This window comes from Sphingomonas sp. FW306-1B-B10E, assembly GCF_058782005.1.
The window spans coordinates 1-24,818 of sequence record NZ_JBYSXG010000002.1; the positions used below are offsets into that span (position 1 = coordinate 1).

33 protein-coding genes, 1 other RNA gene and 1 pseudogene are annotated in these 24,818 nt (G+C 66.1%); 17 read left to right on the plus strand and 18 right to left on the minus strand.

What is annotated here, in order from left to right:
- From AC3WJI_RS00970 to AC3WJI_RS00985, 4 genes and pseudogenes are all read left to right on the plus strand, one after another.
- A pseudogene (locus AC3WJI_RS00970) lies at positions 1 to 373 on the plus strand (tRNA (N(6)-L-threonylcarbamoyladenosine(37)-C(2))-methylthiotransferase MtaB); the annotation flags it as partial.
- On the plus strand, positions 370 to 1,308 hold the full coding sequence (gene ftsY / locus AC3WJI_RS00975) for a signal recognition particle-docking protein FtsY (RefSeq protein WP_492755362.1): 939 nt from the start codon (positions 370 to 372) through the stop codon (positions 1,306 to 1,308). The pseudogene AC3WJI_RS00970 and the gene ftsY, both read left to right, overlap by 4 nt.
- Before the next feature lie 31 nt (positions 1,309 to 1,339).
- Positions 1,340 to 1,918: a septation protein IspZ gene (ispZ, locus tag AC3WJI_RS00980; RefSeq protein ID WP_492755540.1), complete on the plus strand. Its 579-nt coding sequence runs from the start codon at positions 1,340 to 1,342 to the stop codon at positions 1,916 to 1,918.
- Positions 1,919 to 1,997: 79 nt separating this feature from the next.
- Complete coding sequence (locus tag AC3WJI_RS00985; protein ID WP_492755363.1) at positions 1,998 to 2,606, plus strand: hypothetical protein; 609 nt, start codon at positions 1,998 to 2,000, stop codon at positions 2,604 to 2,606.
- 46 nt (positions 2,607 to 2,652) lie between these two features.
- Here AC3WJI_RS00985 and AC3WJI_RS00990 read toward each other — a convergent pair whose 3' ends face one another.
- The gene (locus AC3WJI_RS00990) at positions 2,653 to 3,273 is read right to left on the minus strand and encodes a superoxide dismutase (protein WP_492755364.1); all 621 of its coding nucleotides are present in this window, start codon (positions 3,271 to 3,273) and stop codon (positions 2,653 to 2,655) included.
- A 142-nt stretch (positions 3,274 to 3,415) separates the two neighbouring features.
- Entirely contained in the window at positions 3,416 to 4,450 is a 1,035-nt protein-coding gene (gene pspF, locus AC3WJI_RS00995; protein WP_492755365.1) for a phage shock protein operon transcriptional activator, read from the minus strand.
- Positions 4,451 to 4,524: 74 nt separating this feature from the next.
- Here pspF and AC3WJI_RS01000 point away from each other — a divergent pair, with 74 nt between their 5' ends.
- From AC3WJI_RS01000 to AC3WJI_RS01045, 10 genes are all read left to right on the plus strand, one after another.
- Positions 4,525 to 4,734 carry a hypothetical protein gene (locus tag AC3WJI_RS01000; RefSeq protein WP_492755366.1) on the plus strand — a complete coding sequence of 70 codons (210 nt, stop codon included), beginning with the start codon at positions 4,525 to 4,527 and terminating at the stop codon, positions 4,732 to 4,734.
- Between the two features lie 107 nt (positions 4,735 to 4,841).
- Positions 4,842 to 5,510 carry a phage shock protein PspA gene (pspA, locus tag AC3WJI_RS01005; RefSeq protein WP_492755367.1) on the plus strand — a complete coding sequence of 223 codons (669 nt, stop codon included), beginning with the start codon at positions 4,842 to 4,844 and terminating at the stop codon, positions 5,508 to 5,510.
- A 3-nt stretch (positions 5,511 to 5,513) separates the two neighbouring features.
- Positions 5,514 to 5,786 (plus strand): envelope stress response membrane protein PspB, encoded by a 273-nt coding sequence (gene pspB / locus AC3WJI_RS01010; RefSeq protein ID WP_492755368.1) that lies wholly within the window; start codon positions 5,514 to 5,516, stop codon positions 5,784 to 5,786.
- Position 5,787: 1 nt separating this feature from the next.
- A complete protein-coding gene (gene pspC, locus AC3WJI_RS01015) occupies positions 5,788 to 6,162 on the plus strand; it encodes an envelope stress response membrane protein PspC (RefSeq protein ID WP_492755369.1) in 375 nt (124 codons plus the stop codon).
- A gap of 26 nt (positions 6,163 to 6,188) precedes the next feature.
- Positions 6,189 to 6,485 (plus strand): hypothetical protein, encoded by a 297-nt coding sequence (locus AC3WJI_RS01020; protein WP_492755370.1) that lies wholly within the window; start codon positions 6,189 to 6,191, stop codon positions 6,483 to 6,485.
- Between the two features lie 17 nt (positions 6,486 to 6,502).
- Positions 6,503 to 6,832, plus strand: a complete 330-nt coding sequence (locus tag AC3WJI_RS01025; RefSeq protein WP_492755371.1) for a hypothetical protein — start codon at positions 6,503 to 6,505, stop codon at positions 6,830 to 6,832.
- 11 nt (positions 6,833 to 6,843) lie between these two features.
- On the plus strand, positions 6,844 to 7,110 hold the full coding sequence (locus AC3WJI_RS01030) for a hypothetical protein (protein WP_492755372.1): 267 nt from the start codon (positions 6,844 to 6,846) through the stop codon (positions 7,108 to 7,110).
- 37 nt (positions 7,111 to 7,147) lie between these two features.
- Positions 7,148 to 7,273: a hypothetical protein gene (locus AC3WJI_RS01035; RefSeq protein WP_492755373.1), complete on the plus strand. Its 126-nt coding sequence runs from the start codon at positions 7,148 to 7,150 to the stop codon at positions 7,271 to 7,273.
- Between the two features lie 32 nt (positions 7,274 to 7,305).
- Positions 7,306 to 7,557, plus strand: coding sequence for a hypothetical protein (locus AC3WJI_RS01040; RefSeq protein ID WP_492755374.1), 252 nt, complete (start codon positions 7,306 to 7,308; stop codon positions 7,555 to 7,557).
- Positions 7,558 to 7,627: 70 nt separating this feature from the next.
- Positions 7,628 to 8,038, plus strand: a complete 411-nt coding sequence (locus AC3WJI_RS01045) for a SufE family protein (protein WP_492755375.1) — start codon at positions 7,628 to 7,630, stop codon at positions 8,036 to 8,038.
- Between the two features lie 109 nt (positions 8,039 to 8,147).
- Here AC3WJI_RS01045 and AC3WJI_RS01050 read toward each other — a convergent pair whose 3' ends face one another.
- From AC3WJI_RS01050 to AC3WJI_RS01100, 11 genes are all read right to left on the minus strand, one after another.
- Positions 8,148 to 8,450 carry a (2Fe-2S) ferredoxin domain-containing protein gene (locus tag AC3WJI_RS01050; protein ID WP_492755376.1) on the minus strand — a complete coding sequence of 101 codons (303 nt, stop codon included), beginning with the start codon at positions 8,448 to 8,450 and terminating at the stop codon, positions 8,148 to 8,150.
- Entirely contained in the window at positions 8,447 to 8,983 is a 537-nt protein-coding gene (locus tag AC3WJI_RS01055) for a J domain-containing protein (protein ID WP_492755377.1), read from the minus strand. The genes AC3WJI_RS01050 and AC3WJI_RS01055 overlap by 4 nt, the downstream gene beginning before the upstream one ends.
- Positions 8,984 to 9,114: 131 nt before the next feature.
- An RNA gene (rnpB, locus tag AC3WJI_RS01060) (RNase P RNA component class A) lies at positions 9,115 to 9,493 on the minus strand.
- 38 nt (positions 9,494 to 9,531) lie between these two features.
- On the minus strand, positions 9,532 to 9,861 hold the full coding sequence (locus AC3WJI_RS01065; protein ID WP_492755378.1) for a hypothetical protein: 330 nt from the start codon (positions 9,859 to 9,861) through the stop codon (positions 9,532 to 9,534).
- 99 nt (positions 9,862 to 9,960) lie between these two features.
- Positions 9,961 to 10,662: an N-acetylmuramoyl-L-alanine amidase gene (locus tag AC3WJI_RS01070; RefSeq protein ID WP_492755379.1), complete on the minus strand. Its 702-nt coding sequence runs from the start codon at positions 10,660 to 10,662 to the stop codon at positions 9,961 to 9,963.
- Positions 10,663 to 10,707: 45 nt separating this feature from the next.
- Positions 10,708 to 11,571, minus strand: a complete 864-nt coding sequence (locus AC3WJI_RS01075; RefSeq protein WP_492755541.1) for a CheR family methyltransferase — start codon at positions 11,569 to 11,571, stop codon at positions 10,708 to 10,710.
- Positions 11,571 to 12,638, minus strand: a complete 1,068-nt coding sequence (cheB, locus tag AC3WJI_RS01080; RefSeq protein WP_492755380.1) for a chemotaxis-specific protein-glutamate methyltransferase CheB — start codon at positions 12,636 to 12,638, stop codon at positions 11,571 to 11,573. Before cheB ends, AC3WJI_RS01075 begins: the two co-directional genes overlap by 1 nt.
- A 14-nt stretch (positions 12,639 to 12,652) precedes the next feature.
- Entirely contained in the window at positions 12,653 to 13,018 is a 366-nt protein-coding gene (locus tag AC3WJI_RS01085) for a response regulator (RefSeq protein WP_306093930.1), read from the minus strand.
- An 80-nt stretch (positions 13,019 to 13,098) separates the two neighbouring features.
- Positions 13,099 to 13,527 carry a chemotaxis protein CheW gene (locus AC3WJI_RS01090; protein ID WP_492755381.1) on the minus strand — a complete coding sequence of 143 codons (429 nt, stop codon included), beginning with the start codon at positions 13,525 to 13,527 and terminating at the stop codon, positions 13,099 to 13,101.
- The gene (locus tag AC3WJI_RS01095) at positions 13,527 to 15,845 is read right to left on the minus strand and encodes a chemotaxis protein CheA (protein WP_492755382.1); all 2,319 of its coding nucleotides are present in this window, start codon (positions 15,843 to 15,845) and stop codon (positions 13,527 to 13,529) included. Before AC3WJI_RS01095 ends, AC3WJI_RS01090 begins: the two co-directional genes overlap by 1 nt.
- 57 nt (positions 15,846 to 15,902) lie before the next feature.
- A complete protein-coding gene (locus AC3WJI_RS01100; protein ID WP_492755383.1) occupies positions 15,903 to 16,472 on the minus strand; it encodes a DUF308 domain-containing protein in 570 nt (189 codons plus the stop codon).
- Between the two features lie 95 nt (positions 16,473 to 16,567).
- On the opposite strand from AC3WJI_RS01100, the gene AC3WJI_RS01105 reads away from it, so the two are divergent.
- Positions 16,568 to 17,152 carry a TetR/AcrR family transcriptional regulator gene (locus AC3WJI_RS01105; RefSeq protein WP_492755384.1) on the plus strand — a complete coding sequence of 195 codons (585 nt, stop codon included), beginning with the start codon at positions 16,568 to 16,570 and terminating at the stop codon, positions 17,150 to 17,152.
- On the opposite strand, the gene AC3WJI_RS01110 is transcribed toward AC3WJI_RS01105, so the two are convergent.
- Entirely contained in the window at positions 17,149 to 17,793 is a 645-nt protein-coding gene (locus AC3WJI_RS01110; RefSeq protein ID WP_492755385.1) for a histidine phosphotransferase family protein, read from the minus strand. The genes AC3WJI_RS01105 and AC3WJI_RS01110 overlap by 4 nt on opposite strands.
- A gap of 75 nt (positions 17,794 to 17,868) precedes the next feature.
- Positions 17,869 to 18,015, minus strand: coding sequence for a lmo0937 family membrane protein (locus AC3WJI_RS01115; RefSeq protein ID WP_492755386.1), 147 nt, complete (start codon positions 18,013 to 18,015; stop codon positions 17,869 to 17,871).
- Between the two features lie 171 nt (positions 18,016 to 18,186).
- Between AC3WJI_RS01115 and AC3WJI_RS01120 the strand changes: the two genes are divergently transcribed.
- Positions 18,187 to 19,215 carry a substrate-binding domain-containing protein gene (locus AC3WJI_RS01120; RefSeq protein ID WP_492755387.1) on the plus strand — a complete coding sequence of 343 codons (1,029 nt, stop codon included), beginning with the start codon at positions 18,187 to 18,189 and terminating at the stop codon, positions 19,213 to 19,215.
- A 3-nt stretch (positions 19,216 to 19,218) separates the two neighbouring features.
- Here the strand turns inward: AC3WJI_RS01120 and AC3WJI_RS01125 are convergent, their stop codons facing one another.
- The 3 genes from AC3WJI_RS01125 to AC3WJI_RS01135 all read right to left on the minus strand — a co-directional run bounded on the left by AC3WJI_RS01125 (position 19,219) and on the right by AC3WJI_RS01135 (position 23,776).
- Positions 19,219 to 20,754 carry a chemotaxis protein CheW gene (locus tag AC3WJI_RS01125; RefSeq protein ID WP_492755388.1) on the minus strand — a complete coding sequence of 512 codons (1,536 nt, stop codon included), beginning with the start codon at positions 20,752 to 20,754 and terminating at the stop codon, positions 19,219 to 19,221.
- Positions 20,751 to 23,213: a methyl-accepting chemotaxis protein gene (locus AC3WJI_RS01130; protein WP_492755389.1), complete on the minus strand. Its 2,463-nt coding sequence runs from the start codon at positions 23,211 to 23,213 to the stop codon at positions 20,751 to 20,753. Before AC3WJI_RS01130 ends, AC3WJI_RS01125 begins: the two co-directional genes overlap by 4 nt.
- Positions 23,214 to 23,365: 152 nt before the next feature.
- Positions 23,366 to 23,776 carry a M67 family metallopeptidase gene (locus AC3WJI_RS01135; RefSeq protein WP_492755390.1) on the minus strand — a complete coding sequence of 137 codons (411 nt, stop codon included), beginning with the start codon at positions 23,774 to 23,776 and terminating at the stop codon, positions 23,366 to 23,368.
- Between the two features lie 13 nt (positions 23,777 to 23,789).
- Between AC3WJI_RS01135 and AC3WJI_RS01140 the strand changes: the two genes are divergently transcribed.
- Positions 23,790 to 24,776, plus strand: a complete 987-nt coding sequence (locus AC3WJI_RS01140; protein WP_492755391.1) for an RluA family pseudouridine synthase — start codon at positions 23,790 to 23,792, stop codon at positions 24,774 to 24,776.
- The last annotated feature ends 42 nt before the right edge of the window (positions 24,777 to 24,818 follow it).

Sequence of the window (24,818 nt, forward strand, 5' to 3'; positions counted from 1 at the left end):
CTACAGCCCCCGCGCCGGCACCCCCGCCGCGCGGATGCCCCAGGTCGCCCCGGCGGTGATCAAGGCCCGCGCCGCCCGGCTGCGCGAGGCGGCGACAGCACGGCGTTCGCGTTGGCTAGAAACGCTGGTCGGAACCGAGCAAGCCATTCTCATCGAACGCCCCGGCGACCGTGGGCACGCGCCCGACTTCGCCGAAGTCAGGCTGTCCCCCGCCCCGTTCGCCCTGAGCTTGTTGAAGGGCTGTACTTCTTCCTCCCCCGGAGAGAAGGAGCAGGACGGCGCTTCGACGGGCTCAGCGCGAACGGTTGGAGAGATTGTGGCTGTTACGATTACCGGCGTGGAAGACGGCAAGCTCATCGGAGTCGCGGCATGAGCAGCAATCCCTCATGGCACAACAAGCTGCTCGGCGGCTTCAAGAAGACCTCCGATCGCCTGCTCGGTAACCTCGCCGGGCTTTCCGGCGCGCGGCTCGACGATGCGACCCTCGACGACATCGAGGAAGCGCTGATCGCCTCGGACCTCGGCCCCGGCACCGCCGCCAAGGTCCGCGCGCGCCTCGCAGAGGGCCAGTATGAGCGCAACATGGAAGAGCTCGGCATCCGCCTCGTCGTCGCCGAGGAGATCGAGAAGGCGCTGGCGCCCGTCGCCCGGCATCTCGAGATCGAGGCATTTCCGCGCCCGCAGGTGATCCTCGTCATCGGCGTCAACGGCAGCGGCAAGACCACCACCATCGCCAAGCTCGCCAATTTGCTGGTCGAGCAGGACTATGGCGTCATGCTCGCCGCGGGCGACACGTTCCGTGCTGCGGCGATCGGCCAGCTCAAGACCTGGGCCGAGCGCATCGGCGTCCCGATCGTCACCGGCCCCGAGGGCGGCGACGCCGCCGGCATCGTCTTCGAGGCGGTCAAGCAGGCCACCGCAACCGGGATCGACGTGCTGATCGTCGACACCGCCGGCCGGCTCCAGAACAAGCGCGAGCTGATGGACGAGCTCGCCAAGATCCGCCGCGTGCTCGGCCGGCTCAATCCCGCCGCACCGCACGACGTCGTCCTCGTGCTCGACGCGACCACCGGCCAGAACGCCTTGAGCCAGATCGAGGTGTTCAAGGAAGTCGCCGGCGTCACCGGCCTCGTCATGACCAAGCTCGACGGCACTGCGCGCGGCGGCGTCCTCGTCGCCGCGGCCGAGAAATACGGCCTTCCTATTCACGCGATCGGCGTTGGCGAGAAGGTCGACGACCTCCGCCCGTTCGACGCCAACGAAGTCGCCCGCATCATCGCCGGCGTGGAAAACCCGACCCATGGCTGAGCCTCGCAAACCCCTTGCCCCGGGCATGCGCATGCTGATCGATTTCGGTCCGCTCGCGATCTTCTTCCTCGTCAACAGCTACGCGCCGGGCCTGCAGATCCAACGCATCCTCGCCGCCACCGCAGCATTTATGGTCGCCATGGTCGCCGCGATGCTGCTGTCGTGGTGGAAGGCGCGGCACGTCTCGCCGATGCTGTGGATCACCGCCGCGCTCGTCCTGCCCTTCGGCGCGCTCACGCTCTATTATCACGACCAGACCTTCATCCAGATCAAGCCGACGATCGTCTATACGATGTTCGCGGTGATCCTAGGCTATGGCCTGGTCACCAAGAAGCCGCTGCTCCAGGCGCTGCTCGAGACCGCCTATCCAGGGCTGTCGGCCAAGGGCTGGCGGCTGCTGACGATCAATTGGACGGGCTTCTTCGTCGCGATGGCGGTGCTCAACGAGATCATGCGCCACGCGCTCAACTGGGACCAATGGGTCACCTTCAAGACCTGGGCGGTGATCCCGATGACCCTGGTGTTCGCGATGCTCAACATCCCGATGCTGCTCAAGCACGGTCTGCAGCTCGAAAAGCCCGAAGACGCCCCGCTTCCTCCCGAAGGCTGATTACCCGTCGCGCATTGGCGCGCGCGTTGATCGAGCATAGCTTCGCACCGTCGAATCGCGATGTGAAGGGGCAGCGGACGTGGGCAAGCTGGACGTACCGAAGGTGATCGAGGCAGCTGCGAGAAGCAATCTCGGCGTGCTTTCGCTGATCGTCCTCGTGCTCGCCTTCCTGGCTTGGCGATTCTTCCAGGCCTCTGGGGACAAGGTAAAGCTCGCCGCGTTCGGGCTGATGTTCCTCGGCGCGCTTGGCTTCGGCGCTTCGGTGATGATGGCTGGACCTGCTACGGCACCAGACCCCGTTGCGAGCCCCATAGCTGGTGCGACTAATAGTGCGCCGTTACCCACGCCAGAACCGGAAGCAGATCGGACGCGCGCAGCTGCGAGCACAAGCGATGTGGCGGGCGGCTGGCACGATTCAGAGGGTTATCGCTACACCTTCGAGCAGACCGGCACCGCGTTCCGCTACACGTCAACCCGCGATGGCGAGCGGATGAGCGTGGGCGAAGGCAGGATCACCGACACCCAGCTCGCATACAAATATCGCAATGAAGCTACTGCGGACGCCGGATCCTGCACGGGCCGTATCGTCGAGGATGGCAAGGCGATCGAGGGTAAATGCGGCAACGGCACCGACGAATGGGGCTTCCGCATCGAACGCGACGTGAAACAGGGCGGTGCCAAGGATTGATTGAGACGAACCCCTCTCCTCGGCCCGAGGAGAGGGGAAGAGCAGTTCAGCCCTGATCCGCCCGGCTGACGCCCTGGCCGTCGAGGTTCTGCGCGACAAAGTCCCAGTTGATCAGGTTCGCCGAGACGGCGTCGAGATAGGCCGGCCGCGCATTGCGGTAATCGACATAATAAGCGTGCTCCCAAACGTCGATCGTCAGCAGCGGCTGCATGCCTTCATAGACGACCGGCGTGTCGGCGTCGTGCAGCGACGTCACCTTGAGCTTGCCGCCGTCGAGCACCAGCCAGCCCCAGCCGCTGGCGAAGTGGTTGGTCGACTCGGTCACCAGCTGCTTGACCAGCGCATCGGCCGAACCGAAGCCCTCGGTAATCAGGTCGGCCAGCTTGCCGCTCGGAGTCTGCTTCTCGGGGCTCAGGCACTGCCAGAAGAAGCTGTGGTTCCACACCTGGGCCGAGTTGTTGAACAGGCCCTTGTCGCCGGTTTCCTTGGCCTTGGCGATGACCTCGGAGAGCTTGAGCCCGTCCAGGCCCTTTTCGACAACGAAGCCATTGGTCTTGTCGACATAGGCCTTGTGGTGCTTGCCATGATGGAATTCGAGCGTTTCCGCCGACATGTGCGGGGCGAGTGCGTCCTTGTCGTAAGGCAGCGCGGGAAGTTCGAAAGCCATGGGGAATCTCCGTCGGCGAAAAGGATTCGACCCGCCCAACGATCGGTAGCGGGTTGCGGTCCTTCCCTAGCCCCGAAAAACCCCCGCTGTCCCGCAAATTTCATTGCGCGCGACAAACGAAAAAAGCGATCTGGGACCCAGCCTAGCCCCCCGCCCCCAGCAGCTCGTGCCGCTTGAGCGCGTGGCGCAGCTGGTCGTAGGTCAGCCCCAGCGCCTCCGCGGTCGAGCGCTGGTTGTAGCGATGCTCGGCGAGCGCGCGCGACAGCACTTGCCGCTCGAACGCATTGACTCGCGACTTGAAGTCCGTCCCGCCGTCGAACGCCGCCAACGGCGCGGTCTCGCCCGCCGGCGCGGGCGCCGCCTCTACAGGCGCCGCAGCCGGCGCGGCGGCCGCGGTCCGCGGGCGGAACGGCGACTTGAACGGATCGATCTCGATCGAATCGACCGGCCCCTCGCGCTCCCAGCGATACACTGCGCGCTCTACGACGTTGCGCAGCTCGCGGACATTGCCCGGCCAGTCATAGGTCAGCAACGCGTCGAGCGCGTTCGGCCCCCAGCCCGGCCAGTCGGCGAGCCCGATCTCCGATGCCATCCGCCGCCCGAAGAATTCGGCGAGCACTTCGATGTCGCCCCGTCGCGCACGCAGCGGCGGCAGGGTAACCACCTCGAAGCTCAGCCGGTCGAGCAAGTCGGCGCGGAACGTGCCCTTCTCGACCTTGTCGGGCAGATGCTCGTTGGTCGCCGCGACGATGCGCACGTCGACGTTGAGCGGCCGCGATGCGCCGATCCGCGTCACCTCGCCATATTCGACCGCACGGAGCAGCCGCTCCTGCGCCGCCATCGACAGCGTTCCCAACTCGTCGAGAAATAGCGTCCCGCGATGCGCCTCCTCGAAGCGCCCTGCACGCGCTTTGGTAGCGCCGGTAAACGCGCCGGACTCATGCCCGAACAATTCGGCCTCGATCAGCGTCTCGGGCAGCGCCGCGCAATTCATTACGATCAGCGGCTGGTCCCAGCGCGGGCTCAGCCGGTGGAGGCGCTCGGCGACCAGCTCCTTGCCGGTGCCGCGCTCGCCGATGACCAGGACCGGGCGGTCGAGCGCAGCGGCGCGGCTGGCGCGCTCCAACGCGTCGAGAAAAGCTCCGGATTGTCCGATGACCTGGGTTGCGCGCTCCATGCCGAAGCTTTGGCGAATTTTCCTAAACCTTGGCAAGCCCTATCTAGCCGCCGAATGCGGGATGAAGGGAAAGAATGGCGGATTTCAGCCATTCTCGTGAATTGGCACGCCTCCTGCAAAGCTGTCGACAAGCCCGCAACGGGCGCATCGAAACACAGGTTCAGGGAAACGAGATCATGACGTACGAAGCCAAGAATGTCCGCAACGCCTTTTTCGCCATCACCGTCGCCTTCTTCGCCAGCGCCATCCTGATGGCCGGCGCCGTCGGCCCCGCGATCGTCTAAGGCAAACCAGGTCGCTCCGCTCGCCGCCCCGCGAGCGGAAACCCGCCGGGAGGGGCACCCCCTAGTCACTCCCGGCGGACCCCGAAAAAAACGAAGGAGCTGTTAGAATGGGTATCTTCTCGCGAACCCGCGATATCATCGCCGCCAACGTCACCGACCTTCTCGACAAGGCCGAGGATCCGGCCAAGATGATCCGCATGATCATCCTCGAGATGGAGGAGACCCTGGTCGAGGTTCGCGCCTCCGCTGCGCGCACGATCGCCGATCAGAAGGAAATGCGCCGCCACATCGCCAAGCTCGAAAAGCTCCAGGAGAGCTGGACCGAGAAGGCCGAGCTGGCGCTCTCCAAGGGCCGCGAGGATCTCGCCAAGGCCGCGCTGGTCGAAAAGCAGAAGGCCGCCGACATGTGCGAGCAGCTCTCGACCGAGATCAACGTGCTCGACGAAGCGCTCAAGGCTTCGGAAGAGGACATCAACAAGCTGCAGAACAAGCTGCGCGAGGCGCGGGTCCGTCAGAACTCGATCGTCGCTCGGCTGGAGAGCGCGAACAACCGCACCCGCCTGCGCGAGATGACCAACGGCTCGAAGATGCAGGATGCCTTTTCGCGCTTCGACGTCCTCGAACGCCGGGTCGATTTCGCCGAGGGGCGCGCCGATGCAGCCGGCCTAGGCGCCGCGCCCAAGACGCTCGAGGAAGAGATTGCCGAACTACGCTCGTCCGAGAAGGTCGATGCCGAGCTCGAAGCGCTCAAGGCACGTCTGAACAAGGGGGCGTAAGCGATGGAAGAGGTTTTCCTGCCCATCGTCATCGTCGGAATCCTGTTCGTCGGCCTTCCCTGGGTGATCATGCACTACATCACTCGGTGGAAGACCGCCGCAACGATCACCGGCGAGGACGAGAAGCTTCTCGATGAGCTCTATTACACCGCCAAGCAGCTCGAGGAGCGCCTGCTCACCGTCGAACGCATCATCGCCGCCGACAACCCCGATTTCCGGCCGCTCTCCGCCTCGCGCCAGGAGCCGAGCCCCTTCGACATCTCGAGGAGGAACTGAAATGTCCGTCCGCACCAAATTCTATCTCGACAAGCAGAATGCCAAGGTTCTCGGGGTCTGCTCGGGCCTCGCCGATTACACCGGGATCGAGGCGATCTGGCTCCGGGTAGGAATGGTTTTCCTCGCCTTCGCGACCAGCTTCACCTCGGTGTTCTTCTACTTCCTCGTCGCCTGGCTCGCGCCGAACAAGCCGGCCGGGCTCTACCAGGGCCCTGAGGAAGAGAAGTTCTGGCAGGGCGTCCGCTCGAACCCGAGCCGCTCGACCGCGCAGGTCCGCTCGACCTTCCGCGACATCGATCGCCGCCTCGCCGACATCGAGATGTACTATACGAGCCGCAACACGCGGCTCGCCGACGAGATCGACAGCCTGCGCTGAGCGCGGCCGTCAACAGGGAGGAAGAAATGAGGGAGTTGAGTTGGCTGGTACCGGTGCTGATCGTCGCGGCGGTCATGGCATCCAAGGCCTTCCAGACCTGGGTCCGTGCCAAGCACGGCTATCCGATGGAAGAGCGCCGCAGCCGCCGTCGTGGCGAGCCCGCCGGCGACCTGGAGGCCGACCGCAAGATCGCGCTGCTCTCCACCGAGAACGAGCGGCTGACCGGTCAGATCTCGCGGCTCGAGGAGCGGATCGCGGTGCTCGAACGGATCGCCACCGATCCCGCCGAGCGGGTCGCCCGCGAAATCGACAGCCTGCGTTGAACGAAGGAGCCCATCCGATGAACGACGCGGCGATCATGAACAACCTCCCCTGGATCCTCGGCGGCGGCATGCTGCTCGGCTTCTTCGGGATCATCGGGTGGATCTTCACCACCTGGCTCCGGATCAAGAACGGCTATCCGCTCGAGAACAGCTGGGGCAAGGCGATCTACCCGCAGAAGAATGACGAGGCGATCGAGCGCATCCGGCTGCTGAGCCAGGAAAATGCGCAGCTTCGCGCCGAGCTCGGCTCGGTCAAGGACCGCCTCGCCAATGTCGAACGCATCGTCACCGACAGCGCCCACAGCCTCGATCGCGAGATCGAGCAGCTGCGCGGCAAGACCAACTGAGGAGCCGAACGATGATCAACCCGCTGCTTATCCCGATCCTCGGCATCTCCTGCGGCCTGCTCGCCATCTTCGGCGGCGTGTTCGTCCGGCCCTGGTTCAAGCTCAAGGAGCGCCAGATGGAGATCGAATCCCAGATGGTCGCCGAAAAGGCCGCGCAATACGCCGCGCAGACCGAGCGTCTCGAGCAAAGGGTCCGGGTGCTCGAACGGATCGTCACCGACCGCGGCATCGCCGTCGCGGATGAAATCGAACAGCTGCGCGACGCGCCGCTCAACTGATCCCGCTGCCTGGCGCAGCAAACACAAGGAAATTCAAATGATCATCGTCGTGTTCGCAGTGCTTACGGCACTGTGCGGGGGAGCCATTGCCCTTGCCGAAAGCCGGGACCGCCCCGTTCGCCGCGCGGAAAAGCTCGCCCGGCAGCAGCAACTGGGCGCCTGAGGCGCCGAAACTCCGGATCAGGGAGGCATGCAATGACCATCGATCCCAATCTCTACATCACGCTTTCGGTCTCGGGCCTCGCCGGCCTCGCTATGGTCACCGCGGCGGGCCTCTCCGGCTGGCGCGGCTGGCTCGCATTCAAGCAGCAGGAGCTCGCCGAGCACCGCAATCCGGCATTCGACGCTGAGCCGGCAATGCCCTCCGCTGCATCGCGCATCGAGATCGCCGACCTCAAGGAACGCATCCGCAAATTAGAGGCGATCGCCGCCGGGGTGGATCTCTGACCCTTCTTAAGCCTCTCCCCTCCAGGGGGAGGGGCTATGCGAGCGGCAACCGCACGCTATAGCGCCCGGCATGACCAGCCTCGCCGACCTCCAGGACGAATATGAATTCCTCGACGCCGACGACCGCTATCGCCTGCTGATCGATCTCGGCCGCGGCCTCGAGCCGATGCCCGAGCCGCTCAAGACCGACGCCACGCTCGTCCGCGGCTGCTCGGCATCGGTATGGGTCTACCCTACGCGCAAGGATGACGGCGCGCTCCACTTCCTCGCCGATTCGAATGCGGCGATCACCAAGGGTATCATCGCGCTCGTGCTGCTCACCGTCCAGGACCGCAGCCCGGCCGAGATCCTCGCCACCGACATCGAGGCCGCGCTCGCTCCGTTCGACCTGCGCAATCAGCTCAGCTCGAACCGCACCCAGGGCATCCCCAACATGATCGCGTTGATCCGCGAGACTGCGACGCGGTACGCGGAGGCATAGAGCGACGCCGCTCCCCGTTCGTGCTGAGCTTGTCGAAGCACCGTTCTTCTCTTGCGAGCTGACGGCAGAAGAAGGCCCGCCCTTCGACAAGCTCAGGGTGAGCGGGACGTTAGGGAGCTAACCCCAGCTCCGCCGCCACCACATCCAGATCCGCCCCCTCGGGCACCAGCAGCCATTCGCGCGCCGCGACGCCGTTGACCACGGTCACCGCGCCGCGCGGGCACACCCCTAGGCATTTGACCTCGACGATTCCCGCCGCGCTCTTGCGGCCCTTGCCGAGCCCGAGGTGCTTCCGCAGCGCCTTGGCGAGCGGCGTCCTGCCCTTGGGCCCGAACCCGCCGTCGAGCTTCTTTGAGCATTTCGAACAGACCAGCACGGCATTGGACCAGTTCGATCGGACCGAAGGCTTCAATCGGGCTTCCAAGTCCGGCGCTCTTCGGCGGTCTTGAGCACTTCATACGCCGCCTGGATCGCCTGGAAGCGCTTCGACGCCTCGGCGTCGCCCGGCTTGACGTCGGGGTGATTCGACTTGGCGAGCCGCCGCCACGCCAGTCGCACCGTCTCGAAATCGGCATCGACTTCGAGGTCGAGCACTTCGAGCGCGCGCATCTCGTCGCGCGAGCGGCTGCCGTCGCCGGGGCCGGCCCAGCTATTGTGCTTCGATTCGGCAAAGCCCGACGCGTCGCGCCGCTCCTCGGCCTCGCGCTGCGCGGCCTCTTCGGCGGTCAGCCCTTCGAAATAGTTCCAGTTGCGGTTGTACTCGCCGGCGTGCGTCTCGCAGAAATACCAGCGATCGGGGCTGTTGGGCGATTTGGGCGCCGGGCGGTCGCCGGGCTCCTCGCAGCCGTGCCGGTCGCACAGCCGCACCTTCACGGCCTCGCGCTCGGCGCCATATTCGCGCCAGCGAGGGAAGCCCCAGTCGGAAGATCGTGTCGCACGTGGCATGGGGGCCAGATAGGGGCGCGAATGCCTGAACGCCACCCGTCAAAACACCGCAGTGCCCCTACGAAAGCGAGACCCCAGTACTATTGAGCACCTCGCTCGCGACCCTGGGCTCCTGCTTTCGCAGGAGCACGATTGCCAGAGGGTCTATAAGCCGGGTTCTGTCCTCGCGCCGAGACGCGATGTGCGACCATTCCTCTAGGCGGCGGATTGCTCCGCCGCTCCAGCAACCAACCCGGGCGACGGGCCGGAACCAGGCCCATGTGCCGCCCCTATTCGGTCTTGCTCCCGGTGGGGTTTGCCGTGCCGCTTCGGTTGCCCGTCGCGCGGTGCGCTCTTGCCGCACCCTTTCACCCTTGCCCTCAATCCCGAAGAATCAGCGGGCGGTCTGCTCTCTGTGGCACTTTCCCTAAGCCAGCAAGCTGGCCCGCCGGGCGTTACCCGGCACCGTGGTTCCGTGGAGCCCGGACTTTCCTCGCGTGCTTGCGCACCCGCGGCCGCCCAACCCTCTGGCCGAACCGCTCTAGCGCCGCGCGAGCGCCGCGCAAGGCCTATGCCGCGTCGGGGGTGTCCTGTTCGGGCGCTTCCTGCTTCTCGGCGATCTCGGCTTCCTTGACTGCCGTACCCCAGGCCTGCACCGCCACCAGGGTCTGCGTCGACAGCGGCCCGCGCCCGATCGCGATGCGGCGATAGTCCGAACCCACCTCGATCACGCCATCGGCGCCGTTCACGCGCGCGCTGCGGTCGAGCAACGCCGTCGCCTCGGCGACCGTCGGGGTGTTGACCGCGGGGACTTCCTTGTCGTCCGCATCGACCTTGATCACGCCGCTGAGCCGTACCTGCACCGGACCCATCCGAGTCATTCCGCTACCATTGAGCATTTTGCTGCCTCCAGCGGTCGACGGTAGGCGCCCCGGCGCTGCCACGGAATTGCCGAAAACGGTGAATCAGCCGCACACCTTCTTTTTCGTGCAGCTATCTCAATCGTCGCCCTGGGGCTTGGGCAGCAGCAAGGCGAGCAGGATGCAGCGGCATTCCATGTCGATCTCGCCGTCGATCAGTTCTGGGCGGAAGCGCCGCTGGAACGCCGTCACCGCGGCCTCGGGCTCGGTCACGTCGTAGCCGAACCGCTCGAGCGCAAGCATGAACCCTGCATCGGGCCAGCCCGGATCGACGAGATTCTTGGTCGGTCGCGGCAATGCCAGCCGCAGCCGCGCCAGCGCGTGCCAGTTGAACAATTCGCCTGGATCCTGCTTGCGCGCCGGCGCCACGTCCGAATGGCCGACGACGTTACCGCGGGTGATGCCGTGGCGTTCCTTGATCTCCGCGACCAAAGGGATCAGCGATCCCATCTGCGCATCGGGGAAAGGGCGATAGCCGAATTCGTGCCCGGGATTGACGATCTCGATCCCGATCGACGCCGAATTGACGTCGGTCACGCCGCGCCAGTGCGAGCGCCCGGCGTGCCAGGCGCGGTGCCGCTCGTCGACCAGCCGCAGGATGCTGCCGTCCTCGTCGACAAGATAATGCGCCGACACTTTGGCCTCGGGATCGCGCAGCCGGTCGATCGCCGCCTGCGCGCTTTCCATGCCGGTATAGTGCAGCACCAGCATCGAGATCGGCAGTTCGCGCGCGTCGAAATTGGGCGATGGCGCGTCTATGATCGGGAGGCCCTGGGTCATCGCGGCGACGTTACGAGCGCGAACCGGCCTCCGGCAAGAGCGCGATCAGCCGAAGACTGCGCGCTTCGCCGGTACGCCCTCGACGGCGCGATAGAAACCGCGATACTGGTCGCACGGCTTGAACTGGTCGGTCAGCCCGATGACCGTCTCGCCGGCGCCGAGGACGAGCAGCCCGCCCGGCCGGATCGATGCGGCTAGGATCGCGAACACGTCGCGGCGCACGTCCTGCGAAAAATAGAGCATGACATTGCGACAGAGTACCACGTCGAACTTGCCAGGCGGCGGCGCGTCGGCAGTGAGGTTGTGCTGGCGGAACGTGATGCGGCGCAGCAGATCGGGCTTGGCCGCCCAATCGCCCCCGGCGCTGTCGAACCACGTCATCATCCGCCGCACCGGAAGCCCGCGCTGGATCTCGAACTGCGAATAATGCCCGGCGCGCGCACGATTGAGCGCGGCGGGCGAGACATCGGTCGCGACGATCTCGGGCGCAGTCGCGCCCTGCCCCATGCCGCGCTCGTCGAACAGCATCGCGAGGCTGAGCGGTTCCTGACCGGTCGAGCAGCCCGACGACCAGATCCGCACCTTGCGCCCGCCGAGCTCGGCCTGCATCGCCTTGGTGGCGTCAGCGACCATGTCGAGCACCGCGGCGTCGCGGAAGAAGCTCGTTTCCTGGTTCAGCAGTGCATCCACGACCTGATCCCCCAAATCCCCCGTCCGCGTCGCGACGAGCTGAGCGACCAGCTGATCGAGCGAGGCAAGTCCCTTTTCGCGCAGCAGCGGCTTGAGCGCGGTCTCGATGCGCCACGCCCGGTTCGCGGCGATCTGCTGCCCGGTGCGCTGTTCGAGCAGCGCCGAGATGATGTTCATCGCGCCCGACGAGGTGGCGGGCGTAGTGACGGGAAAGTGCATCATGCCCTCCCCTGCCAGGCGATCAGCCGGCCGATCTCATCGGGGGGGAGCACCGCGCTGGCATGGCCGGCATTGGCCACTGCGCCGGGCATTCCCCAGATCGTCGAGCTATCGCGGTCCTGCACGAGGATGCGCCCGCCGGCCTCGACCAGGTGCCGCGCACCATCGGCGCCGTCGCGGCCCATGCCGCTCAGCACGACGCCGAGCGCACGCTTGCCGAACACTTCCGCGATCGATTCGAACATCGGATCGACCGAAGGCATGCATCCGCTCAACGAGCGTTCGTCGCTCAGCCGGATCGACCAGCCGTCGGACATCTTGACCACGCGCATGTGCGCATCGCCGGGGGCAACGATGATCCGGCCCGGCCGCACTCGCATGCGATCGGTGGCGACTTCGCACGGCCGCCCGCCGAGCACGGCAAGCTGTGCCGCGAAATAGCTCATGAACGAGATCGGCAGGTGCTGCGTGACGAAAATCGGGATCTGGAAGCTGGCGGGGATCGCCCGCAACAACTGGCTCAGCGCATGAATGCCCCCGGTCGATGCGCCGATCGCGACCACATCGAAGTCGTGCAGCGCCGTCTCCGGGCTCTGGCGCGAAGCCGCCTGATGGTGGTGCTCGGAAGCTTCGACCAGCCGCGAAAGGCGTTCTTCGAGCACCTCGGCGAAGCGTCCGCCGAACGTGCCGATCCCCGGCTTGACCAAAGTGTCGGCGGCGCCGAGCGCGAGCGCCTGCACCGTCACCGCGGCGCCTTCGTCGGCGGAAGAGGAAACGATCAGCACCTTGGCGCCCTTGCCCGCGGCAAGCACGTCGGGCAGCGCGGTCAGTCCGTCGATCCCGGGCATGTCGATATCGAGCAGCACCACGTCGACGTGATGGCTCTGGAGATAGTCGAGCGCGCCGCGCACATCGCTCAACGCTGCGGCGACGCGGAACCGCCGCGTGCCGTCGACCATCCGGCCGAGCACCGATCGCGCGACGACCGAATCGTCGACGATCAGGACCTGCGCCGGCGGCAGGGCGCCGCGCGACTCCGGAAGAACAGAGGAAAGTGCGACGGCCATGCGGCGTTCGGCGCTCAGGCGACGCCGACGATCTGCAGCTTGCTCTCGAGCGTCTCGCGATCGAACGGCTTCATGACATATTCGTCGGCCCCGGCTTCGATCGCGGCGCGGATATAGGCCATGCCATTCTCGGTGGTGCAGAACACCACTTTGGGGCGCTGCGGAAGACCCGAATCCTTGAGCGCGCGCAGAAAATCCATTCCGCTCATTACCGGCATGTTCCAGTCGAGCAGGATAACGTCCGGCGCCGCTGCCATGCACGAATCGAGCGCCTCGCGGCCGTCGCCGGCCTCGCGCACTTCAAAGTCGAGCGTCTCGAGGATGTGCCGCGCGACTTTGCGGATCACCTTGGAGTCGTCGACGACGAGACAAGTCTTCATGTTTCCCTGTTCCCCGATAGTCAGGCGTCTGTTCCATCATAGTGCGGCAGAGATGTGAGGACCGGGTTAACCGGCCAAAATCAGTTCAGCGTCGCGGAATAGCCGGGCACCAAGGCCGCGAGGTCGATGGCCAGGATCGGCTCGCCGTCGCGCTCGACGATGCCGCGCCCAGCGCGCTGCCACGCGCTGCCCAGCGCGACGCCCCCGGCGAGCGGCAGCAGCTCGAACGGCGCGACGTCGTCCAGCGCATCGACCAGCAATGCGTAATGATGCCCGTCGACATGCGTGATCACGGCGCGGCGCGCATCACGCGAGCTGTCGAGCCCGAGTGCGCTGTGCGTGTCGACCACGGTCACTACGCGACTGCGCAGCGCGGCGAGCCCGCGGACATGCTGCGAGGCGAGCGGCACCTGCGTAACCTCGCCTATATCGACCACCGATTCGACCTGGTTCGAGTCGATCGCTACGGCGCGCCCGGCCAATTGGGCGATGAGATAGAGGTGCGTCATCAGCGGCCCTCCCCGGCCATGCGGGCCTGGAGCGCGGAGAGCAGCCCCGCGCGGTCATAGCGGTAGACGCTGTCATCGCCCACACCCGCCGCCGCCCGGCGGCTGCGCAGGCGGACCACGGGCGCCTTAGGCGCCAGCGCGACCGGCGCCTCGTCGGCCGAGAGCACCACGGCCGGCGCTTCGCCGGGCGAAAGCTGCGTCGCGACGCGGTAGCCTGCGGTCTCGAGCAAGGGCCGCACGAACGAGGCCATCCAGCCGTCCTTGTCGCCCGCGATCAGGCAGAGCGGCGCATGCGCCTCGCTCTCGCGGTCGGCATGCTCGTCGAACACCCACAGGATATCGAGCAGTTCGACCTGCTCGCCGTCGATCAATGCCACGCCCGCGATCGGTCCCGGCTCGCGCGCTGGCACTATCTCCTCGGGCAGGCTGATGATGTCGAGCGCCTCGTCGATGGCATAGCTGACTTCGTTGGCGCCGTCCTTCAGACGCAACACGCTGATCTGCGCGCGGCCTTCGATCTCGCCCTGCGCCGCGAGCGGCAGGATGCGCCCGTCGATCGTCACGCGGTGACGGCCCGCGGCGAAGCGCACGCTGTCGCCGTCGACTTGCTCGACGCGGTCGACCGCCGCCAGCGGCACCGCGCGGCGCGCACCATCGAGATCGATGAACAGCAAGGCCGGAATGCCGGCATCGGCCTCGGCGATCGCGACATCGTCCTCGACCTGGTCGTCGTCGCGATTGAAGTCGAGCCCAGCGACATGCGCGATCCCGGCGCAGTCGAGCAGCAGCATCGGCAGTCCGGAATCGGGCAAGGTCTGCCCGGCATAGACCCCGGTCGACATCACCGCGGGCGATGCCGGCTTGATCACCAGTTCCTCATTGTCGAGCACCATATCGGCAGCGAGCGCGTAGCTGCCTTCGCCGATATTGACGATCGAGATCATCCGCGGGCCATTATGAACGGCGCGCGGGATACCGAGCACTTCGCATAGGTTGAGCAAGGGCATCCGTCGGCCGCGCACGCTGAGAACGCGCGCGCCGCCGATCGTGTCGATCCGGATCGCCTCGCCCTGATCGGTAACGATCTCCTCGATCGCCTGGCGCGAGATCGCGAAGCGCTGTCCGCCCGCGCCGACGACGATCGCCGAAATGATCGACAGAGTCAGCGGAACGTGGATCGCGAGCCTGAGCCCCTTGCCCGGCGTGCTGTCGAGGTCGACGCGACCGCCGATCTGCTCGATCGACGCGCGGACGATGTCCATTCCCACGCCGCGGCCCGAGACCTCGCTGACTTCGTCCTTGCTCGACAGGCCGGGCTCGAACACCAGGTCGAGCTTCGCCCGCTCTGGCAAGGCGCGGAGCTTGGCCTCGTCCCTGCCATTGGCGACGAGCTTGCGGATCAGCTTCTCGGTATCGATTCCGCGGCCGTCATCGGCGATCTCAATGATGATCTGGTTGCCGGACTGGCGCGCCGAAACGGTGAGCCGGCCATTTTCACGCTTGCCCGCGGCGCGGCGCTCGATCGGGGACTCAATCCCGTGATCGATGGAATTGCGGACGATGTGGACCAGAGGATCGCGCATCATCTCGATCATCTCGCGGTCGAGCTCGACGTCCGATCCCTCGACCTGGAGCAACACCGACTTGCCCAGTCCGGCCGCCGTATCGCGCACCATCCGCGGCAATGCCGAGAACAAGGCGTCGATCTTCTGCATCCGCGTGCGCGTCACCGTGTCGCGCATCTCACCGACGGTGAGCGAAAGCCGTTCGAGGGCAGCCTCAATCGTAGGATCGATATCCCCGCCGCGCAGCCGACGCGCCAGTTCGTTGCGCGCCAGCACCATGTCGGACATCCCCGACATCATCCGGTCGAGCAGGTCGACATTCAGCCGCACGCTGCGCGCCGGCGCCCGGTGCAGCCCGGGAAGATTGGCCTGCGCCACTTCCTCGGCGCCTTCCGCCAGCGCAGTGATCAGCAACTCATCGCCCTGATCGGGCAGGCTCGTCCCCGAATCGATCGCCTCGACCAGCTCGCCGATCCGGTCGACGATCGCCAGCACGGCGTTGACCAGCGGCCGATCTGGGGCGCGGACGCCTTCGCGGACCTGCGCGAGCACGTCCTCGGCGGCGTGGCTCAGCCGTCCGAGGCGCGGCAGGTCCAGAAAGCCGCAGCTTCCCTTCACGGTGTGCACGAAGCGGAAGATCGCATCCAGCCGTGCGCGATCCGCGGGCTGCGCCTCCCAAGCGACGATCTCGCCCGAGAGCGCTTCAAGCGTCTCGCGCGTCTCGGCGATGAATTCCTGAATCAGGTCGTCCATGGGGCCCCGGAGCAAATTTGCGAGGCCGTTGTGGCGCAGCGGTGGTTAAGAGCGGGTTTAGCGATTGCGCCGAAACCGCAGCCACAGCGCCGAAACGAGGAAATAGAACGCGCCGAACCCGGCATAGCCGATGACGTCGCCAATGCCGGGCATCGCCGCCCCAGTCGATCGGCTGATGAAGAATCCGCCTGCCAGTGCCGACTGCGCGCCGCTCAGGATCATCGCCCATTGCGCCCCATAGGTCTTCCAGCGCCGCACCCCGGTCGCGAGTTGCAACAGCCCGGCGAGGGTCGCCCACAGGCCGAAAATCCCGATTACGGTCCGGATGTCGCCGCTTGCCGCCGCGATCGCGATCGCCGTCGCGCCGCTCACCACGGCATTGAGTGCCTGGGTCCGATTGGCGCGCAGCCCGCCATTGCGTTCGCCGTCGACCAAATTGGCGAGCGCGTCCCAAGCCGGATAGGCGATCAGCAGCGCAATGGCAGCAACCGGCTCGGCCCTGCCGAGCGTGGCCGCCGTGCCGACCCACGCGGCTGCGACCCCGGCGCGGAGGAAATAATAGTTCCGCAACTTCGCGGATGCAGCGGCGGGCGTCGTCGCGGTGCTCGGTTCTGCAAAATCACGCACGGCATTTCTCCGAATCTATCTACCAGTAGGTAGATGCCGCTATGCGATTGCCGGCCACTGCGCAACGACCTATCTACCAATTGGAAGGTAGAAATATGCAAGTCACGCGACCCACTGCTCAGCAGATTCTCGACGAAGCCCGGCGGCTGATCATGAGCCGCGGCTATAACGGGTTCAGCTATGCCGACATCGCCGCCGCCGTCGGCATCCGCAAGGCGAGCATCCATCACCATTTCGCCGGCAAGAGCGATCTCGCCATCGCCGTGGTCGAAGGATCGCGCGCGATCATCGAGGAACAGGTGCGCATGCTGGCCGAAGCGGAACCCGAGGCAAGCACGCAGCTCCGCGCCTATGCGTCCTATTGGGAGCGCTGCATCGCCGACGACAGCGCCCCGTTCTGCGTCGCCGCGATGCTGGCGGCGGAACTGCCCAGCCTGCCCGAGGACCTCGCTCTATCGGTGAGGGGGCATTTCGCCGCGCTGACGGATTGGCTTGCACGGCTCCTCGCGCTTGGCGTCCGTCAGGGGAGCGTGAAGCTGGTCGGCTCGCCTGCCGAAGAGGCCGACGCCTTCATGTCGGCAATCTACGGCGCGATGCTGTCGGCGCGCGCCTTTGGCGAGCCCGCGCGGTTCGCGACGATTGCCGAGACTTTGCTGTCGCGGGTCGTGCGCCTGCGTTAGGCGACGCGGAAGCTCGCGCCGAACAGCAGTACCGCCGAATCCGGCGGCGAGACCTGCAACGTCCCCCCACCCTGCGCCACCAGCGCATGCGCTAGGAACGCCGCCGCCGCGCGCGGCGTGACCGGCATGTCGTCCTGCCCGCCCGCCAGCGCGCCGCGCAGCTCGGAATCGAGCACGATCCGCGGACCGTCGGCGCGCACGACGATCTCGATCGATCCGTCGACGATCTCGGCGCCGATATCGAGCTGGCCGCCGCGGATCAGCGCGTCGCCGCCGATCAGGGCGAGGTTGAGCAGGACCTTGATCGCATGCTTGGGCAGCACCGGATCCTCGACCATCCAGCCGATCTTGACGCGATGATTGTCGCCGAACAGTCCCTCGAGCGCGGCCTGCGCCTCGCGGGTGTCGACGGTCTCGCCGAACCCCCCCGCCGCGCCGAAGGCGAGACGGAAGAACTTGAGCTTGTTGGCGCTCGCCTTGGCGCTTTCGCTGAGCAGTTCGAGGACGCGCACGCGCATCTCCGGATCATGCTCGTCGGCGAGCAGCTCCAGTCCGTTGTTGAGCGCGCCAACCGGGCTCAACAGATCGTGGCACAGCCTTGAACACAAAAGGCTCGCGAAGTCGGTCGGGCTGATGTTCAAGAAGTTGGCTCCGGTTTCCCCAGCGCCTCTTTGGCGCAGCTACGAACTTGCCGCAAGCTGCGCCCTGCGCCGCGGCTAGACGACGCGCCGGCCCGAGAACAGCTGGATCAGTCCGACGATCAGCGCGACGACCAGCAGGATATGGATCAGGCCCGCGCCGACATGGAAGGTGAACCCGAGCAGCCACAGGATGACGAGGATGACGACGATGGTCCAAAGCATGGGGACTCTCCCTTTCGTTGTGGAGGTGCAACGTAGCGAAGGCGCCAACGTTCCCGACCGCTCGTCGCAGGCGCCGGCTGTCATACGCGGGTAACCGAGCAGGCGGACAAGGCCGTCCGACGGACGCGTGTGCTCTGCGCCCCAACAGTACGCACTGGGGGAGGAACGGCGATGACGGGTCGGCTTGCTATCCTGATGGTCGCGGCGCTGGCACTTGCGTCGTGCGACGGCGGCGGGCGCCCGATCCAGGCGGTCGGATCGTCGACCGTCTATCCCTTCACCAAGGCGGTTGCCGACGCCTTCGTCCAGGCCAAGGCCGGCCGCAAGCCGCCGGCGATCGAATCGACCGGCACCACTGCCGGGATTCGCCGCTTCTGCGAAGGCGCGGGCTACGACCATGCCGATATCCTCAACGCCTCGCGCCGGCTGCATCGCGCCGAATTCGACAAATGCCAGGCCAACGGAACCGGCGACATTATCGAGATCCCGATCGGGCTCGACGGCATCGCGCTCGCCGAATCGAATGCCGGGCCCAAGCTACAGCTGACCCGCAAGGACCTCTATCTTGCGCTCGCCGCCACTCCGCTCGGCAAGCCCAATGCCGCAAAGACTTGGAAAGACGTCAACCCGAAGCTCCCCGCGATCCCCATCCAGGTGCTCGGTCCGCCTTCGACCAGTGGGACGCGCGACGCCTTTGTCGAGCTGATCGTCGAGCCCGGCTGTCTCGAGGCGATGCCGGCGGCTAAGCAGCTCAAGGCCGCGGCGGACCCGGCGCTGTTCGACAATGCCTGCCGCCGCCTGCGCGCCGACGGCGCGTTCGTGGAAAAGGGCGAGGACGACAATCGCATCGTGGACGGGCTCAAGGCGAACCCCGACGCCCTCGGCGTCTTCGGCTATTCATGGCTCGAGGAGAATCTCGACCGGCTCCACGGCGTGCCGATCGACGGCGTCACGCCGGCCTATGACGCAATCGCCAGCGGCAAATATCCGGGCGTCCGCACCCTCTATCTCTACGTCAAGAAGCGCCACTTGAAGGCGGTGTCGGGCCTGACCGACTTCCTCACGCTCTATACGACGATGTGGTCGCCCCAGGGCCCGCTCGCCAAGCACGGGCTGATCGCGCTGCCGCAAAAGGTCCGCGACCGCTCGGCCGAGGCGATCCAGCTCGCGCTGCCGCTCGACAAGTCTGCGCTGCCCTAACCGTCAGGCCAGGCGGATCGCCTCTTCGGCGAGATCGCACAAGGTCACCGCCTCCAGCTTGCCGCCGAGCGTCGCGTCGATGAAGAAACACGCCGCATTGTCGCCATTCATCCCCGGCCGGCGATGGACCACCGAGCGCGCCAGCGTCTCGAGCCGGTCGACGACGAGGCCGTTGAACCCGCCGTCCTTCTCGACCACTAGCACCACCGCGTCGTCGCGCTGGTCGGGCGCATCGGCATTCGAGCCGGCGAGATCGAGCAGCGGCAGCGGCGCGCCATTATAGCTGGCGATGCCCTGCAGCCCCGAGCCTTCGCGGTTGAGCCCGGTGCGCGCCTCAGGAAACGGAATGATCTGCTTGACCGAGGCCAGCGCAGTCGCGCGGCGGCGGTCGCCCGCGGCGAAGACGAGGAACGGCTGGCGCTCTTCCTTGGACGCAGGTCCGACGGTGGCGCTCCGCGACGTCTCGCCCTTTTCGCGGCTGAGCGCGCCGATCATCCGCAGCGCGTCGCTCCGGACCAAGGCCGCGCCGTCGAGCAGCAAATTCTGCCGCCCTTCGTGATCGACGATCGCGCCGCGGAACAGCGTCAATTGCTCGGCCAGCGCCTGGGGCAGCGGCCGGATCGACTGCTCGGTAATCGGCAGGATGCGCTGGATCCGGTCGATCTTGAGGCCGAGCAGGCGCTTCTCGTGGAGGCGCAGCAAGATCACCGCCCCGCCCGGCCCGTCCGACGCGCGGCCCGACAGGCCGAACAGGGCAAGGTCGTCGACCACCGGCACTTCGTTACCGAGATACTGGACGACGCTCACCCATTTGCTCGACGGCGCCGGGCTCGGGCGGAGCTGGTTGCTCGGCACCGTGGCGACGACGAGCCCGGCATCGAGCGCGATATTGGCGCCCGCGACGGTGACCAGCACCACCGCGCTGCGATCGCCGCCATGGCTCGCCTCGGCGGTGCCGCGCTGCTCGCGCGCATGCGGCACCCCCGGCAAGGCCAGCACCGCTGCGGGATCGAGCAACCCGACCAGCGAATCGCCGTGCGGGAAACTGCTCGAGACGATGCGCCGATCCTCGGCAATGTTGACCGAGAAGGGCTGGATCGAGTCGCGCGCGACCCGGGCGAGCCCCGAGACCGAATCCATGATGATGCCGATCAGCGCGCCTTCGTGGCGCAGGATCAGCACGACCCCGCCGGTGTCGTCGCGCGTGCAGCCGAGCTGCCCGGCGATGTCGAGCACAGGGATCACGCGCCCGCGGATCACGATCGACCCGGCCGAAATGTCGACGCCCGAGAAGCTCGGCTGCAATGTCGCGGGCAGCGGCACCACTTCGCGGACGCTGTCGGCGGGGACCGCGAGGTCGCGCCCGCACAGCCGCATCAGCCCGACGTCGATCTGGCCCGCGCACCTCTCGCCTGCCGTCGTGACGGCATCCGCCGCATCGAGCGCCGTCATCGTCGCTTCGACCCCGAAGCCGGGCATTGCATCCGCATCGAACGCAAGAATGGCATCGGCCGCGCTGAGCGCGGCGGGCGCGTTCATCCGTGCGCCTGCGTCGAGGAGGCGAGTTCGCCGATCATGTCGACGACTTTGAGCGTGACGTCTTCCTGGGTGTTGGCCGATTCGGCGATCTGGTTGATCGAGCGCGCCGTCTTCTCGACGCTCTGGACGATGCCTTCGAACGCATTGCGCGCCGCCTGCGAGCGCTCGGTGCCGTGCGCGACGCGCTCGCTCGATTCCTCGATCAGGCGCGAGATTTCGGTCGCGGCCTCGGCGCTGCGCTCGGCGAGCTTGCGCACTTCCTCGGCGACCACCGAGAAGCCGACGCCGTGCTCGCCGGCACGCGCAGCTTCGATCGCGGCGTTGAACGCGAGCAGGTTGGTCTGACTGGCGAGCTCGCCGATCACGCCGACGATCTTGGCGATCTGGCTCGACGACTTGCTGATCAGCTCGATCGATTCGATTGCGTTGTTGATCGCGGCGCTGCCCTGGGTCGCGGCACTGTCGGTCTCGCCGGCGAGCGCCGATGCCCCCTGCGCGCCTTCGGTGATGCTCGAGATCGACTTGGTCAGCTGGTTGACCATGCCATGCATTTCCTGGCTCTTGGTTGCGATCTTGCGCTCGAGCTCAACCTGCGCCGAGATGTCATAGGCGTGCTTGATCACGCGGACGACCTTGCCCGACAGATCATAGACGGGGCTGTAGCTCGCCTGGATATGGACGTCGCGGCCATATTTGCCGAGGCGGTGGAAGCGCCCGGTATGCGTCTCGCCGGCGTTGAGGCGGCGCCAGAAGTCGCCATATTCCTTCGACTTCAGATATTCCGGCATGCAGAACATGCTGTGATGCTGGCCGATGATCTCGCGCAGCGAATAGCCCATCACCGCGAGGAAGTTGCCGTTGGCGGTGAGCACGTTGCCGTCCAGGTCGAACTCGATCGTCGCCTGGCTGCGCTCGATCGCATCGAGGCGGTTCTCCACTTCGATCGAGCGGAGCTTGTCCTCGGTGACGTCCATTGCGTAGGTGACGAGCTTGTAGGGCTTGCCGCAGGTGTCGAAGATCGGATTCACCGTCGCGCGGGTCCACACTTCGCGCCCGCCCTTGGCGATGCGCTTGAATTCGCCGGACAGGAACTCGCCCTGCGACAGCCCCTCGGCGCGCTGGCGATAGGCCTCGCTCTGCGCGACCTCGGGCACGACCAACATGCGCTGGTCCTTGCCGCGAAGCTCCTCGATCGAGTAGCCGACCATCTTCAGGTAGTTTTCGTTGGCATAGAGGATCGTGCCGTCGAGCGCGGTCTCGAGCACGCATTCGGCGCGGCTGATCGCGTCCACCTTGCCCTGGAACTCGAGGTTCTTGAGCTTCGCCTCGGTCATGTCGGTGGTATATTCGACGACCTTCCACGGCTTGCCGTCGAGGTCGAAGATCGGGTTGAAGCTCGAATAGACCCAGAGCTCGCGGCCGTCCTTGGTCACGCGGCGGAAATCGGCGACTTCCGCCTCGCCGCGGCCCATCTTGTACCAGAATTGGCGATAGTCCTGGTGGATGTGGCAGCCGGGATGCGTGGTCTCTTCGTGGTGAAGACCTTCCAACTCCTCGCGGCGATAGCCGAACATCGTGCAGAACAATTCGTTGCCGCCGAGCAGCTTTCCCGACAGGTCATATTCGGCGACGCCGTGCTGGCGGCCGACCGCCTCTACCTTGCCCTCGGCCTCGGCGGCGGCGAGCCGCTGCGCGGTAACGTCCATCGCATATTTGACGATCTTCATCGGACGGCCGCGCAGGTCGAGGATCGGATTGTAGGTCGCCTGGATCCAGATCTCCTTGCCGCCCTTGGCGAGCCGCTTGAACGCGCCGCTATGATATTCGCCGCGGCCGAGCTTCTCCCAGAACCGGGCATATTCGGCCGAACGGGCATGTTCAGCGGTGCAGAACATCCGGTGATGCTGTCCCTCGATCTCGTTCAGCTTATACCCGGTGACGGCGAGGAAGTTGTCGTTGGCGGTCAATACATTGCCGTCCAAGTCAAATTCGATCACCGCCTGTGCGCGGCTGATCGCCGAGAGCAGGCCCTCGTGGAGAATGCTTTCCTGCTTGGTCTCGGTGACGTCCATCGCGATCTTGATGATGCGGACAACTGTTTCGTCTTCGAGCACCGGATAATATTTGGCGCGGATCCAGACGTCGCGCCCGCCCTTGGCGACGCGCTTGAACTCGCCGTCCTTGGCCTTGCCGCTACGCAGGCCGAGCCAGAACAGCTCATATTCGGAACTGCCGGCGAACGCCGCATCGCAGAACAGGCTGTGATGCTGGCCGATCACTTCCTCGGGCGCATAGCCCATGAAGCTGAGGAACAGGTCATTGGCGCGCAGCACCGTGCCGTCGGGCGAGAACTCGATCACCGCCTGGGACTGGTCGAGCATCAGCCCGAGCTGGCGAAGCATCGCCTCGGAGGTCTGGGCGGTAGACTTCTCGGCTGCCTTGGGCGTGTGCGCGGTCATTGCGGGCCTATCCTGTGGATCGTCGGTCCGCATTCACGCGAACAACCCGAGGGTTCGCAGGCATTTGGACCATTCCTGCCATTATAGGCGGCAAGCGGTAGTCGCATTGACGCATAGGTAGAGCTACGGAGAGAGGGACGCGCGGCTGCCCCTCAGATCGCCTCGATCGCCACTGGATCGAAGCGCCCGTGCACCGCCCCGCACTCTCCGGCTCGCCACAGGGTCGCGACCTTCCCGGCGACGATCAGCCAGAGCTTGCCATCGGGCGCCGCCATCGCCGCGTCGGTCGTCGAAGGCGTCGCGCCGCCGCTCGGATGCGAGTGCCAATAACCGACGAGCCGGAGCCCCCCCGCCCGCTCCGCGCGCAGCGCCGCGAACAACGCCGCCGGGTCGATCTCGAACCGCCGCTCGGGATGTTCGGCCACATTTTCAACCGCTTGCATCGAAGTGACCGCATCATGCGTTCCGAACAGCAATCCGCACGCCTCATGCGGCGCGCAATCGGCGGAAATCTGCCGCGTACCGATCAGTACAGATCTTGAAACCCGTATCGCCATCCCCATCTAGGACTACAGAATGGACCGGGGGGTTACTACACTCGAAGCGCGGATTGCTGAGGCCGCGGACGGATGGCGGCTCGATCGCGCGCTTGCCGACGCCTTTCCCACGCTCTCGCGCGAACGCGTAAAATCGCTGATTTCGAGCGGCGCGGTCACCGGCCCCGCCGGCCTGATCCGGGATCCGGCCAAGAAAGCCCCCGGCGGCGCGCTGTTCAGCATCGCGGTGCCCGTCCCTGCGCCGGCGCACAACGAGGCGCAGGACATCGCGCTCAACGTGGTGTTCGAAGATGAGCATCTGATCGTGATCGACAAGCAGGCGGGGCTCGTCGTCCATCCTGCCGCCGGCAACCTCGACGGCACCCTGGTCAATGCGCTGCTCCACCATTGCGGCGGCAGCCTGTCGGGGATCGGCGGCGTCGCGCGGCCCGGGATCGTCCACCGGATCGACAAGGACACGTCCGGATTGATGGTCGCCGCCAAGACCGATCGCGCGCATGTCGGACTGGCCAAGCAGTTCAAGGACCATTCGATCGACCGGCGGTACAAGGCGATCGTCAACGGGCATCTGCGTACCTTGCAGGGCACCGTCGACGCCCCGCTCGCGCGCTCGCCGGCGAACCGCAAGAAGATGGCGATCCAGCCGCACGGCAAGCGCGCCGTCACGCATTGGCGGCAGCTGGCGACATCGTCTCAAGCGAACGAAAAAAGCCGCGATCCGTGTCAACTAGTCGACGCTTCGTTCGTTGAATGCCGGCTGGAAACGGGGCGTACCCACCAGGTGCGCGTACATATGGCCTCGATCGGGCATCCGCTCGTCGGCGACCCGGTCTATGGCAGCGCCAAGAAGGCGCACCGAGAGATTTTGGCAACGCTGGATTTCCGGCGACAGGCCTTGCATGCGGCCCATCTGGGGTTCATTCACCCCGTGAAAAGCCACGCTTTGGCATTCGATAGCGAAATGCCTGCGGATATGCAGGAACTGTTCAATAAGCTCATCGTATGAAGTTCGTGGCGCAACCCAAGCGGTGCCGCGCCCAGTGAAGGG

Bases quoted from the DNA above. Each gene is read 5' to 3' on its own strand.
- AC3WJI_RS01025 (WP_492755371.1), top strand. From the start codon at position 6,503: ATGAACGACGCGGCGATCATGAACAACCTCCCCTGGATCCTCGGCGGC.
- AC3WJI_RS01120 (WP_492755387.1), top strand. From the start codon at position 18,187: ATGACGGGTCGGCTTGCTATCCTGATGGTCGCGGCGCTGGCACTTGCG.
- AC3WJI_RS01045 (WP_492755375.1), top strand. From the start codon at position 7,628: ATGACCAGCCTCGCCGACCTCCAGGACGAATATGAATTCCTCGACGCC.
- AC3WJI_RS01020 (WP_492755370.1), top strand. From the start codon at position 6,189: ATGAGGGAGTTGAGTTGGCTGGTACCGGTGCTGATCGTCGCGGCGGTC.
- pspA (WP_492755367.1), top strand. From the start codon at position 4,842: ATGGGTATCTTCTCGCGAACCCGCGATATCATCGCCGCCAACGTCACC.
- pspB (WP_492755368.1), top strand. From the start codon at position 5,514: ATGGAAGAGGTTTTCCTGCCCATCGTCATCGTCGGAATCCTGTTCGTC.
- AC3WJI_RS01135 (WP_492755390.1), bottom strand. From the start codon at position 23,776: ATGGGGATGGCGATACGGGTTTCAAGATCTGTACTGATCGGTACGCGG.
- AC3WJI_RS01105 (WP_492755384.1), top strand. From the start codon at position 16,568: ATGCAAGTCACGCGACCCACTGCTCAGCAGATTCTCGACGAAGCCCGG.
- ispZ (WP_492755540.1), top strand. From the start codon at position 1,340: ATGCTGATCGATTTCGGTCCGCTCGCGATCTTCTTCCTCGTCAACAGC.
- AC3WJI_RS01090 (WP_492755381.1), bottom strand. From the start codon at position 13,527: ATGACGCACCTCTATCTCATCGCCCAATTGGCCGGGCGCGCCGTAGCG.
- AC3WJI_RS01055 (WP_492755377.1), bottom strand. From the start codon at position 8,983: ATGCCACGTGCGACACGATCTTCCGACTGGGGCTTCCCTCGCTGGCGC.
- AC3WJI_RS01040 (WP_492755374.1), top strand. From the start codon at position 7,306: ATGACCATCGATCCCAATCTCTACATCACGCTTTCGGTCTCGGGCCTC.
- AC3WJI_RS01000 (WP_492755366.1), top strand. From the start codon at position 4,525: ATGGCGGATTTCAGCCATTCTCGTGAATTGGCACGCCTCCTGCAAAGC.
- AC3WJI_RS01030 (WP_492755372.1), top strand. From the start codon at position 6,844: ATGATCAACCCGCTGCTTATCCCGATCCTCGGCATCTCCTGCGGCCTG.
- pspF (WP_492755365.1), bottom strand. From the start codon at position 4,450: ATGGAGCGCGCAACCCAGGTCATCGGACAATCCGGAGCTTTTCTCGAC.
- AC3WJI_RS01075 (WP_492755541.1), bottom strand. From the start codon at position 11,571: ATGCACTTTCCCGTCACTACGCCCGCCACCTCGTCGGGCGCGATGAAC.
- AC3WJI_RS01065 (WP_492755378.1), bottom strand. From the start codon at position 9,861: ATGCTCAATGGTAGCGGAATGACTCGGATGGGTCCGGTGCAGGTACGG.
- ftsY (WP_492755362.1), top strand. From the start codon at position 370: ATGAGCAGCAATCCCTCATGGCACAACAAGCTGCTCGGCGGCTTCAAG.
- pspC (WP_492755369.1), top strand. From the start codon at position 5,788: ATGTCCGTCCGCACCAAATTCTATCTCGACAAGCAGAATGCCAAGGTT.
- AC3WJI_RS01140 (WP_492755391.1), top strand. From the start codon at position 23,790: ATGGACCGGGGGGTTACTACACTCGAAGCGCGGATTGCTGAGGCCGCG.
- AC3WJI_RS01070 (WP_492755379.1), bottom strand. From the start codon at position 10,662: ATGACCCAGGGCCTCCCGATCATAGACGCGCCATCGCCCAATTTCGAC.
- AC3WJI_RS01115 (WP_492755386.1), bottom strand. From the start codon at position 18,015: ATGCTTTGGACCATCGTCGTCATCCTCGTCATCCTGTGGCTGCTCGGG.
- AC3WJI_RS01125 (WP_492755388.1), bottom strand. From the start codon at position 20,754: ATGAACGCGCCCGCCGCGCTCAGCGCGGCCGATGCCATTCTTGCGTTC.
- AC3WJI_RS01085 (WP_306093930.1), bottom strand. From the start codon at position 13,018: ATGAAGACTTGTCTCGTCGTCGACGACTCCAAGGTGATCCGCAAAGTC.
- AC3WJI_RS00990 (WP_492755364.1), bottom strand. From the start codon at position 3,273: ATGGCTTTCGAACTTCCCGCGCTGCCTTACGACAAGGACGCACTCGCC.
- AC3WJI_RS01035 (WP_492755373.1), top strand. From the start codon at position 7,148: ATGATCATCGTCGTGTTCGCAGTGCTTACGGCACTGTGCGGGGGAGCC.
- AC3WJI_RS01095 (WP_492755382.1), bottom strand. From the start codon at position 15,845: ATGGACGACCTGATTCAGGAATTCATCGCCGAGACGCGCGAGACGCTT.
- AC3WJI_RS01130 (WP_492755389.1), bottom strand. From the start codon at position 23,213: ATGACCGCGCACACGCCCAAGGCAGCCGAGAAGTCTACCGCCCAGACC.
- cheB (WP_492755380.1), bottom strand. From the start codon at position 12,638: ATGGCCGTCGCACTTTCCTCTGTTCTTCCGGAGTCGCGCGGCGCCCTG.